Raw genomic sequence first — 19,894 nt, 5'->3', positions numbered from 1 at the left:
ATTGTCATTACGAAAGTGATAAACACTCGCAAGCAGCATTAAAAGTATCGAATAATTTTACACTTTTATTTGGGGCGCACTATATGCGTCTATTTTATTATTTTTCTTGCACAATGTTTTATAAGTCTTAAATAGCTATAACTCATACTCACTATGAGCTGTTAATTTTCATATACAACCTGCTTATTAAGCAGGTTGTATGTTTTAATTAAAATAAAAAGTGTCGAGATTTAATACACTTTATATTCGAATACATTTTTTGATTCCTTTTTTCGACCTTGCATCTGTCTTTTAGGTAGTGCCATCAACGTTGTATTTTCAAGCAAATAAGGTTTGACACTTTTCGATAGAAGCTTCGAGTTTAGTGGAAGTCTCGTGATTTGAGGGTGAGGTTCTGAAGGTTGTTAGAGAGATCTTGCAATTCTCCCGCAATAATATGTACAACAGTATCTTTGGTTTCGACATGACCTTTAACCAGTATGAGTTTGGCTGAAAGTAGTGTTTGGCGAAAACGTTCCTGAACACTTTTCCAAACAATAATATTAATATTTCCGGTCTCATCTTCTAGAGTCACAAATATAGTACCTTTGGCTGATCCAGGGCGTTGTCGGCCAGTAACAAGACCTGCAACTCTGACAAAGCGGCCATTGCTCATATAAGGCAGTTCGCAGTATTTTTTGCAGCGGCTAAAAGGGTATTTCTGCCTCAGTAAAGCAAGGGGGTGAGGTCTAAGAGAGAGGCCTGTTGTTTTTAAATCCAGAAGAACTTCGCCTTCTAACTTTGGACGTGATGTGGTTAGCATATCTGCATTTTCTAAACGTTCATTGCTTGTAAGTAACGGACGATATTGCTTGACTGCACTCGCCTGCCAATGAGCGCTATAGCGATGCCCGCTAATATTATATAGAGCATCAGCGGCGGCAAGACATTGAATTTCTATTTGCGTTAACGATGTTCGTTTCGCTAGGTCTTCTACATCTTTAAATGGGGTCTGTGTTCGATATCGCTCGATAAGTATCGCTTTTTTCTCGGGAAGCGCTTTTATATTACAAAAACCTAAGCGAAGGCCCCAGTCGCAAGCGTTTTTTCCACCTGTATTTACTTTCCTTTCTATTTTATTTTGGTAAACGCTTGTATTAATATCAATAGGGAAAATTTTAATACCATGACGTTTTGCATCTTGAATTAATTGTGATGGAGAATAAAACCCCATAGGCTGGCTATTAAGAAGTGCGCAATAGAATGCTGCTGGATGGTGACATTTTAGCCATGAAGAAAGATAGCAAAGTAAGGCAAAGCTTGCTGAGTGAGATTCTGGAAACCCATAACCGCCAAAGCCTTTAATTTGGTTAAATAAACGATTAGCAAAATCTGCATCGTAGCCATTATCCAACATACCCTTAATAAATTTGTTTTCAAATTGCAACAAATTCCCATTCTTGCCCCAGGTTGCCATGGCTCGTCTTAACTGGTCTGCTTCGCCACCACTAAAACCCGCTGCTACCATTGCTAATCGAATGGCTTGTTCTTGAAAAATAGGGATGCCCTTGGTTGAAGACAATACTTCTTTAATGGCTTCATTATGATAAACAATGGGTTCTAGATTATCTCTACGCCTGAGATAAGGGTGTACCATGCCCCCTTGAACAGGTCCTGGCCTTACTATGGCGATTTCAATCACTAGGTCATAAAAACAAACTGGCTTTAAACGGGGCAGCATGGATATCTGCGCACGTGACTCTACTTGGAAAACGCCAATACTATCACCACGGCTTAGCATGGCATAAGTAGCGGGATCCTCCTTAGGTATGTCGGCAATGGTTTTAAGGTTGGACTGGTACTGATTCACATAAGATAGGGTTTTGCGTAACGCAGTTAGCATACCTAAAGATAGGATATCGACCTTGAGTAAGCCCATTGCCTCTAAATCGTCTTTATCCCATTGTATGACCGTACGGTCTTCCATGCTGGCATTTTCCAAAGGAACCAAGTCACTGATTTTACTTTGTGTAATAACAAAGCCACCGACATGTTGCGATAAGTGTTTAGGGAATCCGAGAATATCTTGGACTAGAGTAAAAAATTGCAGAAGGGTTGCGTTTGTATTAGAAAATCCGGCTTCCTCTATACGTTTAAGTAGCTCTCTTTTGCGATCCCACCAAGCTAAAGACTTTGCGAGATGATCTATTAAGGAAGGGTCTAGTCCCATGGCTTTGCCGACATCACGTACAGCACTACGTGAGCGATAGGTAATAACAGTCGCTGCAATAGCCGCTCGCTTTCGCGAGTATTTTTGGTAAATATATTGAATAACTTCTTCCCTACGTTCATGTTCAAAATCAACATCGATATCGGGAGGTTGATTGCGTTCTTTAGAGATAAAACGCTCAAATAAAACATTGATTTGCTCTGGTGATATTTCTGTAATATAGAGACAGTAACAGACTACGGAATTAGCGGCGGAGCCACGCCCTTGGCAAAGTATGTCTCGGCTTCTGGCAAATTTAACAATGTCATAAACAGTAAGAAAATAAAATTCGTAGTGTAGTTCAGCAATGAGAGAAAGTTCTTTTTTTATTGCTTTTTGAATAAGCTCAGGGATGCCATTTGGCCAACGCTTGTTTGCCCCTAAGTAGACCTGTTCTGTTAAATACTCGATAGCGCTCTTATTCTTTGGAACGAGTTCGTGTGGATACTGATAGCGCAGATCATCCATTGAAAACACACACCTTTTTGCAAGCTTATCGGCTTCTTCAATAAGGGCTTGTGGATAGATATTGCTCAAACTCTCAATATCTTTCAGATGCGCTTCTGCGTTGGAAGATAGCTTGCGGCCTAATTTATCAATGCTGGTATTGTGTTTAATACCACAAAGAACATCGTGTAATGGCTTGCGTAACTTATCGTGCATGACAACGCACTGACAGGCAAGAAGGGGAATCCTGTAACGTTGACTAATATTTTGCCATTGTAAAAATGATGCTTGCTCATTACTTGTGAACTGAAAATCGATGCCAATCCATAAGCGTTCTTTAAAGGCACGCAATAATGTAGAGGCATATTGCTCTTTATTTTCTAATGTTTGATCTGCCACCCAAATAATAAAGCAATGCTGTAAGCGAAAGCGTAGATCTTCAAAGTGTGCTTGGTAAGATCCCTTCTTACTACGCCTCCTTGCTAGCGTAATAAAACCCGATAACTCGTGATAAGCTTTTTTGTTAGGAGCAATAACAATTATTTTACAACTATTGCTTAAAGTAAATACACTTCCAACAATAAGCTTTATGCCTTGTTCTTTTGCTGAAATATGGGCTTTAACGATGCCGGCTAGAGAGCATTCATCGGTGATTGCAATAGATGCATAACCGAGTTTGCTTGCTTCGCTTACGAGCTCGTGTGGGTGAGAGGCGCCAGTTAAGAAACTGTAGTTAGTGATTGTATATAGATGATTATATTGCACTGTGATAGCTCTAGTATTAACAGGCCCTAGTACTAAGCAAAGATTCCATGGACAAACCACTCATCTTTATGTACATCATGGAAGACCCACAAACGAACATTATCATTTCGCTTCGCCACAAAATAATCTCTAGCTGTGGGCTTTTTCCACCATAGGCCTTCTATGCGTTCAGGCCCTTGTAAGAGTTCAAGTTTTCCCTTCCAAAAAAGAGTATTCTGTCGTTTCCCTATTTTTATTGGTATGTTAAATATCCAACTAGGCCTATTTAATATCTCAGGATTTTTTTGTAGTGGTTGCGTCATTGTTTTATTATTCATATAGTTTTTTTTAAATGAAAGCTCAGGTATATGAGAGTTTTTTTCAGACAGTTCGAAGACTTTGTTATTCCCTAGGCGAGCATTAATTTTTGTTGATACTAGTGTTTTCTCTTTATCTTTCTCTGCATTATTATTTTTTTCGATAGATAATATTTGACTTTTTAGATTAACTGGCAGCATGTACTTGCAAGATAACTCCAGTGTGTCAACTTCAAAAGGTAATGCTTGATTCTCAAGCTGTATTAAAGTTAATTGCAAGGGCATACTAATATCACTATGAAAGCGATCAAAATGAACTACAAGCTCTTTTTGATTTTCGTGAATGTCGTAAAAGCACCAACAAATACTTTGTATTTCTCTTTGTTTATTTATTAATTCTTCTTTAAGCTGATTCAGTAAAAACTTAATAGGGTAAATGAGTTGTTCTGTGTTACTTACTGGGTAATCAAATTGTGTGCTTTCTGAAAACTCTTGCTCAGGTAGATAGCTAATAGGTGTTTCGCTGAAGAGTTGTGCTTGATCAAATTGCGTTTCAATATCAAAGGTTTTAGCAAGACTGTTTGCAAAATTTTCGCCAAACCGTTTTCGCAGGCTGTATAAGGATGACGTATTAATATGGTGTATAATGTCTGCGAAGGTAAAAAAACCACTTTTCTTAAGAGCCTCGACACTATCTGAGTATTCGTATAGGTAATCTATATCAAGAAGTGCTAGCTTTTTTAGAAAATATTCTTTTGATAGTACACTAATAGTATGATCTTCTAGAGGAGTATCAGAATAAGAAAGTAACCAGGCTGTATTTTTTGTGTGTCCAATACTATACCGATAGCTGAATCGACAACTTTTTAATACACGCTTAATATTCCCTAGTAACGGTGTTAAACCTTTGAATAGTTGAATGCAAGATGATAACTCCAGTAATATACCAATATCGCTATATCCACTTGGTGTTGCTACACTGTAGTGTTCTATATGAGGTGTATAATGGTAGAGTTGTCGACATACAGTCTCCAATGCATTATTTTCACTATCCATTTTACGCTTATAAATACGGCAAATTTTGTTTGAGCTTGTATTGAATAGCAGCTGTCCTGTTGAACTTGGCATACCTAAGCTTAAACCCATTGCCCGCATATTATCTGTTAAGGCACATATTATATTTTTATCCGATACTATGACATTATCATTGTCTTTGTTAAAACCCAGGCTTTCTAATGGAAAGTGTGTAAAGCGTATTGCCACCCATAATTTTTTTGTTATTACCTTGCTAGATTTTTTCATGTAGAAACCCCTTTTTTTAGCTGCGGCCCTTTTGTGTGTGTGGATGCGTTACTAAAAATCTTAGGTGCTGTCTCTAGCGTATAAGTGGCGTTATTTTGTTTGCCTGATGCGGTGCATAGATACTTGTGCGGTAATATTTTTTCCCAAAAACTAGGAATAGGTAGTTGTACATCAATATTTTCTAGGTTTCCTCTTTGCTTAAAAATATTGAGTGTCAGTGTTTGCTCATTTGGTTGAGAAATCAGGCGTAGGCTCGCTGGAGAGCTTCGTTGTTTGTCTTTTATATGGCGGAAGATAACGTATAAGCCATTTTGTTTACTACTATTAAGTTGTAATTTCCTTAACTGACTATAGCTCAAAGAAAACTGCTGCTGCCAGGCAAAAATAGCAGAGTAAGCTGTTGAATATGATATATCAGAAAAGCACTTAATAAATTGCTGAGTATTGGCAGTTTCCACAACTAGTATTTTATGATACGGGATTTCTAACTGTGCTAAACCACCGATAAAAGGCAAAGCAGGTGGATTAATCAAAGCGATATCTCCGCTTTGACTTTCATTATTGAGTGTTTTTAATGTGTGATGAAATAAATACCATTCACTACTGTATTCATACTGACAAACTTCAATAAGTGTCGCCAAAGGCCAGCCGCCATGTTGTAATACTTTATCAAGTTCAGGGTAACCACTGGTGATCGCTTCGTGTTGGGTGAGTCGATGAGAATCCCCTTGCCATGTATCTGAACGACGCAGGATATTTTCTAGAGCGACTTGTCTTGTTCCGATCTTAGACATTGTTTCTTAATACACTAACTCTACTTGCTAATACGCTAACCTCGCTTCCTAGTAACCTAGTTATTAGCATATTTTAACTGTTTAAATATACAGTAATATCAAATGACAAAAATAGCAAGAAATTCGATGTTTGTTTTTATTCTTAGATAGAATATTCAGTGGTCTAATAGATATATGGAGAACCTGTGAACATCTATCGGTTATTGGATTTTTTGGTTGAAAATTGATCTATTTGAGTCGATCTATAAAAAACTCAGAGATTTGCCAACCTAAAGTTATGATTGTGCTTCTAAGTATATGAACAATAAAAATATTGAAAGGAAGAGCGTCATTTTGAAGCGACAGAACGAACTTATTTCATCTGCGCAAAAAGGGTCGATTGGGGCATTTGAGCAGCTGGTGGTTGACCTTGAGCCTGAAATGTTGTCTTTAGCCGCAGGCTTGGCCGCGTACCCTGATGAGGCGGATGATATCTATCAAGAATCTGTATTTAATGCTTATAAAGCCTTACCTAAGTTTCGCTCAGACAGCCAGTTTAGTACATGGTTCTATCGGATCATCGTCAACACGGCACTGGATTATAAGCGTAAATTAAGTCACCAATTTAGTCGTCGTCTTACCCACGAAGACAATCAAGTGGATGAATTTGAATATTATGGTAACCCAAGTAAGGATATAGAAAACACTCAATTGAGCCATTCTATTCATCAAGCTTTAAAAATGTTGAGTGAAAAAGAAAGAGTTGCTTTTGTCTTGTGCCATCAGCAAGAACTGATCATTGCAGATGCAGCTCAGATAATGGAGTGTACCGAGGGTTCGGTAAAGAGTTATTTATTTCGTGCACGCAGTAAATTACGTGACTTACTACAAGAATATAAGCGGTGAATAGCCATGAATCACAACGAAACGAAAATGCAATACGATGCGTGGATTATGGATTATCTTTATGGTGGCCTAGATGCTGAACAGCGCCTTATTTTTGAGCAGACCCTAGAAAGCGATGAGCAACTTCGTAAAGCTTATGAAAGTCAGTGTGAATTTGACGAGATAGTCCCCAAAGGTTTAAAGCCTGTAATTAGCGAACAGCGTACACAAGGGGTGAGATGGTCTGCATTTCATAACATCCGACGAAAAACACAGCCCTCTGATTTCTCTCTGGTGCGATACTTTCGGTACTTATGGTCTGCTCAAGTTTCGATGAGAATACAATTTGTCAGTATGGCAATGATGTTTGCTATAGGTTTGTTTTTTAGTTCATTCTTTAATGGTAGTTATACTCGCCCACAAGTAGACAATGATGGTGTGGCTCTAAATACATTAGGGGATAACAATATTGTTGATATGCAACTTGAAGTATACGACCGAAATATTGGTAATGTGGAATTTTCATTTACTTCTGCCGCTCAGTCAAAAGTTCAAGGTAATCTAAGTGATCCACGTATTAGGAATTTATTGGCAAAAGCGCTACATATTAATAATAGTGATGAAGTTCGGTTAGAGCTAAGTGAGATGCTTGGCGCTTACGTGCAAGACAACGATATCAAATCGTCGTTGATTTATATATTAACAAATGACCCTAATCCGGGTGTTCGATACAACGCTGTGACAAGCTTAGTTAAAGATGCTGCCGACAAGCAAGTGAGGCGAGCACTGCAATATGCTTTAGTTAATGATGTAAACACAGGTGTTCGAGTAGAAGCCTTTTTAGCCTTAACAAAGGCGGTAGATGAAGATTTATTAAAAATATTGCGCCAGCACTCTATTGATGATGCAAATACACTAATAAGAGAAAGATCAAAACGCTTGCTTGAAAAGTTCAAAAAACCAAAAAATAACGTTAGTAAAAAAATAACAGTTATTTGAGAGAAGTAGATAATTGTTGTTTAAAGTAGAGGAAAATACTATGAGTAGCTTTATTACACTTAATAAAATCACAGTTTTTGCACTGATTTTTATTTTGAGTTCATATGCTAATGCAGAAGTTCTTGAAAAGACGTTTGATGTGAATAAGGGAGGGACTTTCGTCCTCGATAGTTCAAAAGGATCTGTGAAGATCAGTTCATGGAACAAAAAAACTGTGGAAGTGGCTGCCACTAAAAAGTCTAATTATGAATCTGAGTTAAGTAGTTTTGTTATCTCTATGACTAAGAAAGGTAATAAGATTATTGTTAAAGGCGAAGGAGGGCGGCGTTCTGGCGTCAATGTTGGCTACAACGTAAAGGTGCCTAAAGATTTTAACCTTGACTTACAGACAGGTGTTGGATCTATAAAAATTGGCGACCTGAAAGGTAATATATCAGCTAAAACCAGTGCTGGTAGCATAAAAATTGATAATGTAGATGGTGATATTAATGTTAATACTTCGGGTGGTTCTATCTCTGTTGGAGAAGTGACTGGGAAAGTCATTACTCATACCTCTGGCGGCAGTATTAAAATAGAAAAAGGGGGTAAAATTGTCGATGCTGATACTTCTGGGGGCAGTATTAAAATAGGCTCTTCTTCAGGAGATGTTAATGCTGACACTTCAGGAGGGAGTATTCGAGTTGGTTACGCTAAAGGAAATATCAGCGTAGATACTTCCGGTGGCTCTATTAAGATTGAAGGGAGTGACGGTAATGTGAGTGCAGATACTTCTGGGGGAAATATTAGTATCGAGAATGTTGCAGGTGCAGTTAGCGCTGATACTAGCGGTGGTGGTATTAAAATTACCGGAGTCAAAGGTGCTGTTTCTGCTAATACTTCTGGTGGTAATATTTTAGTTGAATTCATTGCCGGTAAACCAAAAGGAAAGGCACCGATATCCTTGGATACGAAAGGAGGCTCAATTTCTCTCTACTTATCTAAAGATATAAAAGCCTCTGTTGTTGCTGAAGTGGATGGCGGGCGTCGTTCAAATGGAGGCCCCATTCACTCTGATTTTCCTTTGCAAATGAGTTCTAGCCGAGGAGGTGCAACAGCCAAGGGAGATATTAACGGTGGCGGTAATAAAATAAATTTATCCGCTTCCAATGGTACTATTAATATTAAACTTCTTAACTAAATCTTTTTATATTGACGACTATATAGCATTGTTATTACTGAGTGGTGGCTTGATCACTCAGTACCTCTTACAGCTTACCATTTATATAGCACACCTTATTGGGCATCTTACATAAGCTATTTTACCAGTTTTAAAGATGATGTCAGGTAAATCAATGTCCTCAACTATTATCTTGCTCTATAATGCTTTTTGCGCTGTCTTTTATTAGGACTTGTTAAAAGGTAATTGTGTTTATGAGCTTCTAGTTGGCCTTAGGTGTTTAGGCTAATAGCTTAAGAGTTTTAGAAAGGACGGTTCTCAATACAAATAATCGGTAAGATATTTGAGGAGACTCTATGACTACTTTTTATATTGATGTGCCAGATGGTAATGGCTCAGTTTTAAAGAGTTTTGTTTTAATACCATCGGAAGTTTCTGGACAACCTTGGCTTTTTACAAATCCACCAGATACGGAGAAGTTTGAAAACTTGATAATAACTTTTATCGGAGCTTCTCCAAAACCAGGAGATTATGCTGAAACCACATTTAAGATGAGTAGCTCAGAATGGACTTTTCCTGAAGATGAGCCTATTACCGTATCTAATGACCCTGCCCACGATGTGGAGCTTATTGCGCACGAGTCGAATTTTATAACACTTAAAATATCATCCAATACAGCATCGGACGAAGATGTTTGCGTGATATTTCATGGCTGTTTTGAAGGTGAAAGATACAGTTCTCCTGACCCTGTTATTGCTATTAAACGTAAGCCAGACTAATTTTAAAAGACTCTAGGCTGTCTGAATTAAAACTAGTAATCTATGAGTGAAAAACAAGGCCTGTTAATGCTAATTGTGTTATCACTAGCGTTAACAGCCTATAGTGTAAAGTTATTATGTTAAATTTAGATTACCATCGACAAAAGCTTTGCTAGCAAAATTTTCAGCAAGAATTTCAGTCTGTAGTTTTTTCTCAATACTTGACTTTTATCCTCCCTGTAAGACAATAAAATATATCATTTATAATCTATTTGGAAAACATTATGCTTAACAAGTACGTGACTTATAAATTTTTTGTGACTGATGGTAGTGGCAATCAAAAACCTATGGATCAATGTGACTTTACACTGCATCCTGAAATTGAACCAAATAAAGTATGGTGGTTTAAACCTAACAATGATAGTGCCTCAACGACAACCATAACGACCACTACAACCACAACTAATGCTGCAGGCACGACTACTGTTACTACTACAGAAACAAAAACCACTCAAGAAAATAGCTATCGTTTATATTCGAATTTGGATGTCTTATTTAGTGTGCAGCCTACACCTCCGCAAGATGTAGTGGCAGTTAACTATGACATGGTAGAATCGGAGTATGACTGGAAATTTTGCGAAGATCATCCTATTAGGTTTATTGATTCTGATATAGAGCATGATGTTTCTTATGAGCTGTTAAATAATGGTAAAAGGCTGTGTTTAAATATCACTTTTAATGATGAAGAACCCGAAACCTTGCCCTTTATTTTTAGAGCGTATTACAATAATGACCCCAACAATGTTGTTGAGTCTAAAGACCCAGTTATTGCTATCAAAAGAAAGCCTGACTAGCTGACAAAAAATTAAGGCTGTTCTTTTGCCAGATTTATATCTTCACGATTTATTGTATTGTTTGTACACAGTGAGACCTTATTGACATCACCTATAAGGTCGCCGATCCTAACTTTTTCACATAAGGGTGAAAACCAGGGTAAGGTAAACCATATAGGCGACATACCAAACTTTATTGCTTTTTTTATGTTGACTGTAGCTGAGGTATATTCTCCCGCAAGAGTATAGGTTAAGGCTGCTGTAAAAGCAGTATTTGGGTCATCTGGCGAGTGTTCTATAAGTTTATGTAAAGCTAGAATAGCCTGCTCATAATCGCCAAGCTGTGCGTGCGCTTGCGGTAAAACGAGCATTTCTTCTAAATCTTTAGGGTGGGTAAGGGTTGCTAAGATTTTTCTGTAGTTTGATAACGCAATATTTTTATTGCCCAATAGTAGTTCTACATCTGCTACATTTATTTGTAAAGTGAAATGTTTGGGGTTTTTATCAAGTGCCTTAATAAATAAGGCCTTAGCGTCATCATATTCTTTTAATAATAAGTGTACTAATCCTAAGTTGGTATAATGGTCGCTATCATCGCTAATTGACAATAAGGTATTATAAGTATTTTTGGCCAGTGTTAAATTCCCTTCTGATAGGGCAATACCTGCTTTAAGAGATAAACCGTAGTAGTCTTCTGGGGCAATATCTAGCAAAGCATCAATATGATGCTTTGCTGCATTTAAATCGCCTTGCAGCCAATGGGCAAGTGCCATTTCATATAAGACATTTCGGCTTTTTCGGTAGGATAAGACTTTTTTTAAAAAATTAATGGCCGCCACATAATCGCCTTTTTCTAAGGCTAGGCTTGCTTGCATTTCAAGGACTTTTACCTCATTCTGGTAATTGTCCTGTAAGTATTGAATTTGCTGCTGAGCAAGTGAGTAGTTGCCTTTTGCTAAATAGTATTCAAACCAATTAAAGATAATATTTTGACTTGAAGATATAGTTTTAGGTGTGCGCTTTAGTTTTTGCTCTAAGGCATTTAAGTACTTGCTATCGTTGGAGTCAGTATAAGCATGTAGTGATACATTTCTAAACAAATCATATAGCGGAGTATAATTAGGGTTATATTCGATGAGCGTTGCAATATCTTGTAGGCTTGAGTCAGGATTGTTGCTTGTATTGGCAATATTATATCGTATTTCAATATATTTTTTATAGCTTTCTTCATCTACCAATGCATTTAAAGACGCAGGTGCTATGGCGTCAGCGAATAACCCTACCGCCCTTTGTGCAGAAATATCGTGGCTATTAAGTAGCTGATCTTTTAATACACTCCACTGTTTTTGTTCTAGTACGCTCCAATCTCCCGCATCTAGGCGCACTAACGTAATATTGCAACTGCGACTAAAGCACTCAATATGACTTGATAAAACACTATCAGCACCCGTTTGTAACCCTATTTCTGAAGGGCTTTGTCCTACTTCACTGATTTCAAAGCGCGGTATCAATTTTAACCCCTGTGTTGTTACTATACTTTGTTCAAAGGCATTGAATACAGAGGATTTAACTAGGTAATCTTCTTTTTTTAGCGGCATTTGAGATGTGAGTTTCGGCTCAACAACAGCCACATAGTGATTGTTAATTTTTGTAGGATAGAAGATAAATGCTAATAAAGTAGATAGAATACAAATAGCTATAAAAACGGAGTAAAAAAGTGTAGGTTTGTTAAATTGTGAAGTTACGACTTTGGTGAAATCAGAATAAATTGAACTTGCTATTCTTGTGTGACTTTTGCTGTTATCTTTTTTTTCAATAACAGTGTCAGTGGCAATAACGTTGAAAACTTTTGTATCGTTGTGTTGTGATGCTGAGTCAAAAAATAATTGACTTACTTCTTGTAAATTATTAGGTCTGTCTTCAGGTCTTTTTTCTAATAATTCGACAATGAGATTCGCAATGGGCTTGGTTATATTATTATTTTCTCTATCAGGTGGCACAACACCGCCTGATAGAATATTGCTAATAATGTTGGCCGGCTCGCTGGAGTCTCCAAAGGGATGTTTTCTACACAAAAGAAGATAAGCAAAAATTCCTAGTGAAAATACATCACTTTGACAATCAAGTTTGTTGCCACTGGCTTGCTCAGGAGAAAAAGCAATATAGCTACCCAAAATATTATGGGTCGAATGGTTTTCTGAATTAATAAGCTTGGCTATGCCAAAGTCTGCTATTTTAACTTTGTTTTCGCTATTAAGTAATATATTCTCTGGTTTTAGGTCCCGGTGAATAATTTTATGCTGATGTGCTGAGTGTAAACCAAGAGATATTTCTGAAAGCCAAACAAGAGCCTGCTTCAACGTGTAGTCTTGGCTTTTAATGACATCTTTAAATGATACGCCTTTGACATATTCCATAATCAAAGCGAGCTGATTTTCTTGCTCGACAATATCGTACAGCTGCACAATATTGGGATGATTAAGTTTGGCAAGAACCTTTGCTTCTTTTTTTAAATAGCTGTCACCGTTTTCGATATTACTATCTAAACGTACGCACTTAATTGCAACTTCTCTTTCAAGGCGTGGATCATAACCTAAAAATACATTGCCCATGCCGCCAGCACCCAGCAAGTTCTTAAGCTGGTAATGACCAATGGACTGTTCAACGGTATTCACTATGAAATAAATCTAGTAGCGGTTAAGGTCTTGCACAGAGGTTTCTTCCATGCCTTTTTTGATCGTGATTTGATGAGTTAAAATACCTGTCCTGGTCGCACCGCGTCGACGCTGAATAACAATAGAACTGGAGCAAAGGTTTTTTAAAATATGAGCACATTGTTTGCGTAGCCGAAAAATTTGGATGTTGATATGAGATTCATCCATACCGAGTTCTCGTGACAATAAGGCATTTTCGACCCAGCCCTGGTCTTTTTCATCAAGCCCCATTTGAAAATCATACACTCTCTGTCTGGCGAGGTGAAGTAACAAATACATGTAGGTATTGTCTCCGGCGTTATAGTGCTTATCGCCATATTTCATTTTCAGTGACACATATTCTTCGTCTAAACTCACATTAAAATCAAAATGCAGATTGGAAAACTGCACTTGGCTGGCGTTATCCACTGTCATTTTTTGTTCGGGAGGAATGAACGCCCTCATATTGTTACCTGAGACACTCAGCTGATCTAGGTGGTTCAGGGGCTGGCCAGAATTATCCATGGACTCCATATCAGCAATACCAATATAGCGCCAACAAGATGTGTCGTTATCCATATAGATGATTAATTCTGGTGCCTCTTCGCTTGGTAAAAAGGTAATTTCATGTAGAGGAATACTTTGGCTATTGGGAGGATCAAAGAGCAACAGAGGACTAGGAGGATCGATATTCTCTACAACCCATATATCGTCGCTACTATCGGCGAATGTGATAGACATATCTTGGCTTAATACCTGGGGCATAAATTTCTCAAGCTTTCCTTTGTTTACCCAGGTGCCGTTACTGCTGAGATCTTTAAGTAGCCAATGATTGCCACTCCATTCAATGGTGGCATGAATTTTAGATATTTTAGGGTTAGAAAGGATAGTATCAACGATATCTTCACGACGTCCGAAGGTATGGTGGGCAAGAAGATAAACGAATTTGCCGGTAGTTTTATGTCGTATAAAAGCCATGAACTTGCACTTTAGAGTAGTCTGGATTCAACATTGCTATAAACGCTATGGATAGTAACAGTTAATAGCTGGCCGATATTTAACCTGAGCTAATCGTCTCAACACCTTCTATCTTGTTCTTATCTATCCAATATTTCCAAGTATACAATGAATTTGCCAGCGGTAGTTTGAGAATGGTTTTCACTACCCAACTTATATTTTTGTGCCATAAATGTCGTGTGAATTTCTTATTATACGACGAGTTAAATTTCTACTTAAAGAGCTTCTATGGCTACCCATGTTTTACCATGCGCCATTTTTGGGCAATTATGTTAGAGTTAGCTGTAACCCAGGAAATATTAAGAATACTTGCGTTTATGCTCTCTTTAATGGCTGATATATTGTTTTTACGCAAAATAAGTGCTTTAAACTCGTGTTATTGTTCGAAATGTATCCAATTGGGTGTTTCGAGTAGCAATAACTATCACTTATGATCGGTTTAGAGAAGGTGAAATAGCTATATTAGCTATTTAATAGCATCAAGGGAATTGACTGAAATTAAATGACAGAAATTAAATAAATTGGAGCAAGCGGAAACTAGAGTTATTCTTGGGAATATAGGTTGTGTGCCTAAGGTGCCACTGTAAAGATCTATGGTGCAATATATTGAGCTAATATCTGGTTAATTGATAGCTAAGTAGCTTTGCATTGCTTTACAGCTGGTTGTGTTGAATTACAAAATTTATTGTTTTACTGATTATGAATATGCAAATTGTTGATTACACAGCATCTAATGCTGCCGAACTATTCGTTACGTCTCTAAGAGAAACAGGCTTTGGTGTTTTGGAGAACCACCCGATTGAGCAGTCTTTGTTGGAATCTATCTACACTAATTGGCAAACGTTTTTTAATGGCGAAGAAAAGTTTGATTATGTTTTTGACAAGGAAAAATTTGATGGTTATTTCCCCATGGATGTGTCTGAAACGGCTAAAGGCAGCAAACATCGCGATATAAAAGAGTTCTACCATGTTTATTTAAATGGTCGAGTCCCTCAGCAACTGAGAGAAGAGATTTTTGAGTACTACAATAAAACGTCTGCTTTTGCAGCCAAACTACTTAGTTGGATTGAGGAGTTCAGTCCTAAAGATGTAGCGCAGAACTATTCACAGCCTTTATCAGAGATGATTCGCGATACTGATAAAACCCTCTTGCGAGTACTGCATTATCCACCAGTGACTGGTACTGAGGAAGTAGGAGCCGTGCGTGCTGCGGCACATGAGGATATTAATTTAATTACTATTTTGCCGGCGGCTAACCAGCCTGGTTTGCAAGTAAAAACCAAAGAGGGAGAATGGATGGATGTGCCATGTAATTTTGGTAACTTAATTATTAACATTGGTGATATGTTACAAGAAGCTTCATCGGGCTATTTCCCATCTACCAGCCATCGAGTAATTAATCCTGCCGGTGCTAATAGTAAAGAGTCACGCATTTCCTTGCCTCTATTTTTACATCCTAGAGGTGATGTTGTGCTGTCAGAACGCTATACAGCAGATACTTACTTATCTGAGCGTTTACAAGAATTGGGAATGAAAAAGTAAGCGTTAAGTAATGCCTATTACCTCATATGAAGCAAATCATGTGAGGTACATCAGTAATAAACCCATGGGGGAATATATTCCCCCAATATAAATCGATTTATTGTTTTAAATGCTGTTTAAGCCGGTAAATAGACCAGCAATGGAAGCACTCATCAAATTGGCGAGCGTTGCGGCAATAAGAGCTTTCACTCCCAGTCTTACTAGGTCTGGCCGCCGTTTTGGTGCTAGCGAGCCCAATCCCCCCAATAGAATGGCAATCGAAGAAAGGTTGGCAAAACCACACAGAGCAAAAGTTACAATGGTATTAGTGTGTTCGCTTAGTTGATCTTTGTGGCTGACAAAGTCAAGAAATGCCACGAATTCATTTGCGATTATTTTTTGACCGATAAAGCTTCCAGCTAAGTGCGCTTCATCCCAGGACACTCCCAGAATGAAAGCGATAGGCTGGAACAAATAGCCTAAAATCATTTGCAGAGTAAGGTTCTCTACGCCTACTAGTGAGCCTAAGCCCCCCAGCAAGCCATTGACAAGGCTGATCAAGGCGATAAATGCTACTAGCATTGCACCCACATTAATGGCAAGAGAGACACCGCTTACGGCACCAGCAGCAGCGGCATCAATGACATTTACTGTTTTGTCTTCTTCATTAAGCTCATCCAAGCTATCTTTTGTCTGTTCTGTCTCAGGCATAACAAGTTTTGCCATTAACAAACCTGCTGGGGCTGACATAAAGCTGGCGGCAATGAGATATTTAAGCTCAACCCCAATGCCAGCATAGCCAGACATAATTGAGCCAGAGATGGAGGTTAAGCCGCATACCATAACTGCAAATAGCTCAGATTGCGTCATGTTGTTAATGAAGGGTTTTACAACAAGAGGCGCTTCTGTCTGGCCTACAAAGATATTGGCGGTAGCACAAAGTGACTCTGGACGGCTCGTATTTAGCAATTTTTGCAAACCGCCACCAATCACTTTGATGACCACACCCATGATACCAATATGGTAAAGCACAGCGATAAAAGATGAGAAAAAGACAATAACAGGCAACACATGGAGGGCAAAAACGAAGCCTTTTCCTTTATCTGCCACATGCCCAAACATGAAGTTTATACCTTCGTTTGCATGGCTGAGAATGACATTAACCCCTTGCGAGACGTTCAGTAGTGCCTCTTTACCGAAGGGAATATAAAGTACAAATGCGCCGAGAGATAGCTGGATCGCTAGGGCAAAAAACACGGTTCGCCAGTTAATATTCTTTTTGTTAGCAGAAAACAAAAAGGCAACAAGCAGTATGAACGCTATCGCAATAACGCCGCGAAAAGCCTGCTCCATAGATGGTCCTCAAATCTAATTTATTCGGGTAAGGGGCGGATCATATCACTTTATGATTGCTGCCATCACGGCATTATTTGTTTCAAGGCACCTCTAATTGTATTGAGATGCTCTTTATAAAGATTTCTTATGCAGCCACTTGCTCTGTTTAAACTAACAAATTAAGTACGTGTTATACAACTATGTCATGACATTTGGCGGGGACATTAGGGCGATTTAAATCCACTGAAGCCTCTGATTTTGGAGATGGTAGCCTTACTTGCTATATGCTAATGCGTTATTTTGATTAAAAAATAATCTCTATTTGTGTATTGAATTAGCTCTATACTACATGAATGCGGGCGAGTCTTAACACACTGTTAGCCGTTCAGATATTGATAACTGAAGTGAGTGCCTATGAAATGGAAACGCCAATTAATAAGTATTTGATGCTTCTTGCTCAGAAAGATGGCTCTGATTTGTATCTAAGTACTGGCGCTCCGCCTTGCGCCAAATTTCAAGGTGTGCTCAAGCCTCTGACGCAAACGTCTTATAAAGCGGGGCAAATTGAAGAGATTGCCAATGTCATCATGGATGCAGAGCAGCGCGAGGAATTTACTCATGAGCTAGAGATGAATTTGGCAATTTCCATCCCCAGCATCGGCCGTTTTCGGATCAATATATTTAAGCAACGTAATGAAGTCTCTATTGTGGCTCGCAATATTAAATCTGAGATACCTAAATTTGATGATCTCGGCTTGCCCAAAGTATTAAAAGAAGTGATTACCACTAAACGGGGGTTAGTGTTATTTGTGGGGGGAACGGGTTCCGGCAAATCCACATCATTAGCTGCGCTTATCGATCATCGCAATAGTCATTCAGCCGGCCACATCATCACCATAGAAGATCCTGTAGAGTTTGTACACAAGCATAAGAAAAGCATTATTAATCAACGGGAAGTAGGCTCTGATACCCGCAGTTTTCATAACGCACTTAAAAATACTTTACGGCAAGCCCCTGATGTTATTTTGATAGGGGAAATCCGCGAGCGTGCGACAATGGAGCATGCATTAGAATTTGCTGAAACAGGCCATCTTGCTATATCTACCCTACATGCAAATAACGCTAACCAAGCATTGGAGAGAATTATCAATATGTTTCCTGAAGAGCGGAGGCCTCAATTATTACTAGGCTTATCACAAAATATTAAGGCAATAATTTCTCAGCGACTTATACCGACAATAGATAATAAGCGCTGTGCTGCTGTCGAAGTTTTGCTAGGCACGAGAACAATCCAAGATATGATCTTACAAAATCGCCTGGATGAAATAAAAGAAATTATGGAAAAGTCGGAAAATTTAGGGATGCAAACATTTGACTCAGCGCTATTTAAGTTATACGGCTTAAATAAGATATCATTTGATGAAGCTATTGCTAATTCAGACTCACCTAATAATTTGCGTCTACGAATTAAACTTGCCAGTGATGGCAAAGCCAACAGTGAGATCCAAGACGGAGAGAATCAAAATAATACAGCCACTAAAATTAGCTCAAGTTTTACGGAGCTAACATTACAAGAAATAGATGATGAAAAAAGTGATGATGATACGCCAACATTCTAGAGCGTATTAAATTGTTCGTCACCTCAGTAAAGTAAATGCTAGAAAATTAAAAAACATACGGCCGTTTTAAATATAAAACATTTTTTAACAGTTAAACTTTCAAGGCGTGCAAAGTTTTTAGTTGGCGTGATTTGTTGTTTTAAGTAATGGTCTTTGCTGTTTCTTAAATTATTTTTAAATGAAATTTTTGACGACAGATTGGCAATATTTTTACTTCAGCGCTTCACTTTTTTATTGCTGTTTATCAAAGCGCTTTGTTGGTATTTTAGTCTTCCCACCCATATTGGTGCTTATATTATTGTCGGTAAGGTTGACACCGACTAGTTCTCACTTTCTTATGCTATTGATTTTTTTGGTGTTTTTTTTTGGCTCTTTTCTTGCTTTGTTAGATATTGTGCGTCGACATATTACTGGCAAGGTTTATTACTACAACATTTTCTATGGGGGATAGGCAATAATGTTTTGGTTGTTTTTTGATCTTTCAATGTATGCTTGTGCGAGCTCTGTGTTACGAAATTTACCTAATTGGTAATAGGTCTTAACTTTCTTTTCAAATAAATAAGTCTAATAGATAAAACTGAATTGTAGAATTTAATATAAGGATCGTTTGTGAGACTTTTAAATACCATTGCCCTTATCACATTATTGATAATAATTAAATTACTAGATTTGCTATAAATGAACATCAATTAATATGGTAAAATTAGTATTAGCTTTTCTGAAGCTTTCGAAAAGGAATTTCTAAAGTAATATTTCCAAAGAAAGCTTCGAAATAGCACTATAAATATACTCAATAAAATACTTAGTTATGGCTATTTTGCTTTATTTAGCGAGATAATGATTGAATTAATTAAAGTTATATTTAATCTTAAAAAAAGACCTTTTCAAGTGATCGTTCAATAACAATTATAGAAAAGGGCTTATTCATAAGTAAGTATCAATAGAGACCAAATTCAGTAGTAAACTAGACAACATATTTTGAATATGTGATTCTTCTATTGAAAATAATATGAGTCATTGATTAGCTAAGTATTAAAATTATTTGGGTAGATTTTTTTACAATATCTACTGTTTTTTTGTTCAGAAAAATAATAAATTACTTATTTTATTGTTATTTAAAATACACGCTGAATGTTTCTTGTGTGATGCACTTCTAACAAAAATCTTAAACATGAAATAAAGTGGTGTGGTTGATATTTTTTGTGATGAAATGTTATGTCTTAATCCCTAAAGTATGGTCTGCATAA

The 19,894-nt window shown here is 37.6% G+C and carries 13 protein-coding genes; 7 read left to right on the top strand and 6 right to left on the bottom strand.

The annotated features are described in order from the left end of the window. Positions 1–361: 361 nt before the first annotated feature. The 3 genes from BVC89_RS20745 to BVC89_RS20735 are packed head-to-tail and all read right to left on the bottom strand — an operon-like array spanning position 362 to position 5,852. Positions 362–3,460, bottom strand: coding sequence for an error-prone DNA polymerase (locus BVC89_RS20745; RefSeq protein WP_086933031.1), 3,099 nt, complete (start codon positions 3,458–3,460; stop codon positions 362–364). Between the two features lie 32 nt (positions 3,461–3,492). Then, positions 3,493–5,058: a DNA polymerase Y subunit UmuC family protein gene (locus BVC89_RS20740; RefSeq protein WP_086933030.1), complete on the bottom strand. Its 1,566-nt coding sequence runs from the start codon at positions 5,056–5,058 to the stop codon at positions 3,493–3,495. Next, positions 5,055–5,852, bottom strand: coding sequence for a hypothetical protein (locus BVC89_RS20735; RefSeq protein WP_086933029.1), 798 nt, complete (start codon positions 5,850–5,852; stop codon positions 5,055–5,057). The genes BVC89_RS20740 and BVC89_RS20735 overlap by 4 nt, the downstream gene beginning before the upstream one ends. 333 nt (positions 5,853–6,185) lie before the next feature. Between BVC89_RS20735 and BVC89_RS20730 the strand changes: the two genes are divergently transcribed. The 5 genes from BVC89_RS20730 (at position 6,186) to BVC89_RS20710 (ending at position 10,483) form a co-directional block, all read left to right on the top strand. Beyond that, entirely contained in the window at positions 6,186–6,737 is a 552-nt protein-coding gene (locus BVC89_RS20730; RefSeq protein WP_158658049.1) for an RNA polymerase sigma factor, read from the top strand. Between the two features lie 6 nt (positions 6,738–6,743). Further along, positions 6,744–7,715: a HEAT repeat domain-containing protein gene (locus tag BVC89_RS20725; RefSeq protein ID WP_086933027.1), complete on the top strand. Its 972-nt coding sequence runs from the start codon at positions 6,744–6,746 to the stop codon at positions 7,713–7,715. 40 nt (positions 7,716–7,755) lie between these two features. Further along, complete coding sequence (locus BVC89_RS20720; protein ID WP_086933026.1) at positions 7,756–8,892, top strand: DUF4097 family beta strand repeat-containing protein; 1,137 nt, start codon at positions 7,756–7,758, stop codon at positions 8,890–8,892. A gap of 335 nt (positions 8,893–9,227) precedes the next feature. Further along, the gene (locus tag BVC89_RS20715) at positions 9,228–9,650 is read left to right on the top strand and encodes a hypothetical protein (protein ID WP_086933025.1); all 423 of its coding nucleotides are present in this window, start codon (positions 9,228–9,230) and stop codon (positions 9,648–9,650) included. A gap of 263 nt (positions 9,651–9,913) precedes the next feature. Then, entirely contained in the window at positions 9,914–10,483 is a 570-nt protein-coding gene (locus BVC89_RS20710) for a hypothetical protein (RefSeq protein WP_086933024.1), read from the top strand. An 11-nt stretch (positions 10,484–10,494) separates the two neighbouring features. On the opposite strand, the gene BVC89_RS20705 is transcribed toward BVC89_RS20710, so the two are convergent. Continuing rightward, a complete protein-coding gene (locus BVC89_RS20705; RefSeq protein ID WP_086933023.1) occupies positions 10,495–13,137 on the bottom strand; it encodes a serine/threonine-protein kinase in 2,643 nt (880 codons plus the stop codon). A 12-nt stretch (positions 13,138–13,149) separates the two neighbouring features. Beyond that, the gene (locus tag BVC89_RS20700; protein WP_086933022.1) at positions 13,150–14,133 is read right to left on the bottom strand and encodes an FHA domain-containing protein; all 984 of its coding nucleotides are present in this window, start codon (positions 14,131–14,133) and stop codon (positions 13,150–13,152) included. 738 nt (positions 14,134–14,871) lie between these two features. On the opposite strand from BVC89_RS20700, the gene BVC89_RS20695 reads away from it, so the two are divergent. Next, entirely contained in the window at positions 14,872–15,714 is an 843-nt protein-coding gene (locus BVC89_RS20695; RefSeq protein ID WP_086933021.1) for an isopenicillin N synthase family dioxygenase, read from the top strand. 105 nt (positions 15,715–15,819) lie between these two features. Here BVC89_RS20695 and BVC89_RS20690 read toward each other — a convergent pair whose 3' ends face one another. Further along, positions 15,820–17,046, bottom strand: coding sequence for a NupC/NupG family nucleoside CNT transporter (locus BVC89_RS20690; RefSeq protein ID WP_086933020.1), 1,227 nt, complete (start codon positions 17,044–17,046; stop codon positions 15,820–15,822). A 401-nt stretch (positions 17,047–17,447) separates the two neighbouring features. On the opposite strand from BVC89_RS20690, the gene BVC89_RS20685 reads away from it, so the two are divergent. Next, positions 17,448–18,647 carry a PilT/PilU family type 4a pilus ATPase gene (locus BVC89_RS20685; RefSeq protein WP_086933019.1) on the top strand — a complete coding sequence of 400 codons (1,200 nt, stop codon included), beginning with the start codon at positions 17,448–17,450 and terminating at the stop codon, positions 18,645–18,647. The last annotated feature ends 1,247 nt before the right edge of the window (positions 18,648–19,894 follow it).

The organism is Agarilytica rhodophyticola (genome assembly GCF_002157225.2).
GTDB lineage: Bacteria > Pseudomonadota > Gammaproteobacteria > Pseudomonadales > Cellvibrionaceae > Agarilytica > Agarilytica rhodophyticola.
Note: the sequence above shows the minus strand (reverse complement) of the source record. Positions and strands in the feature narration are given on the sequence as shown.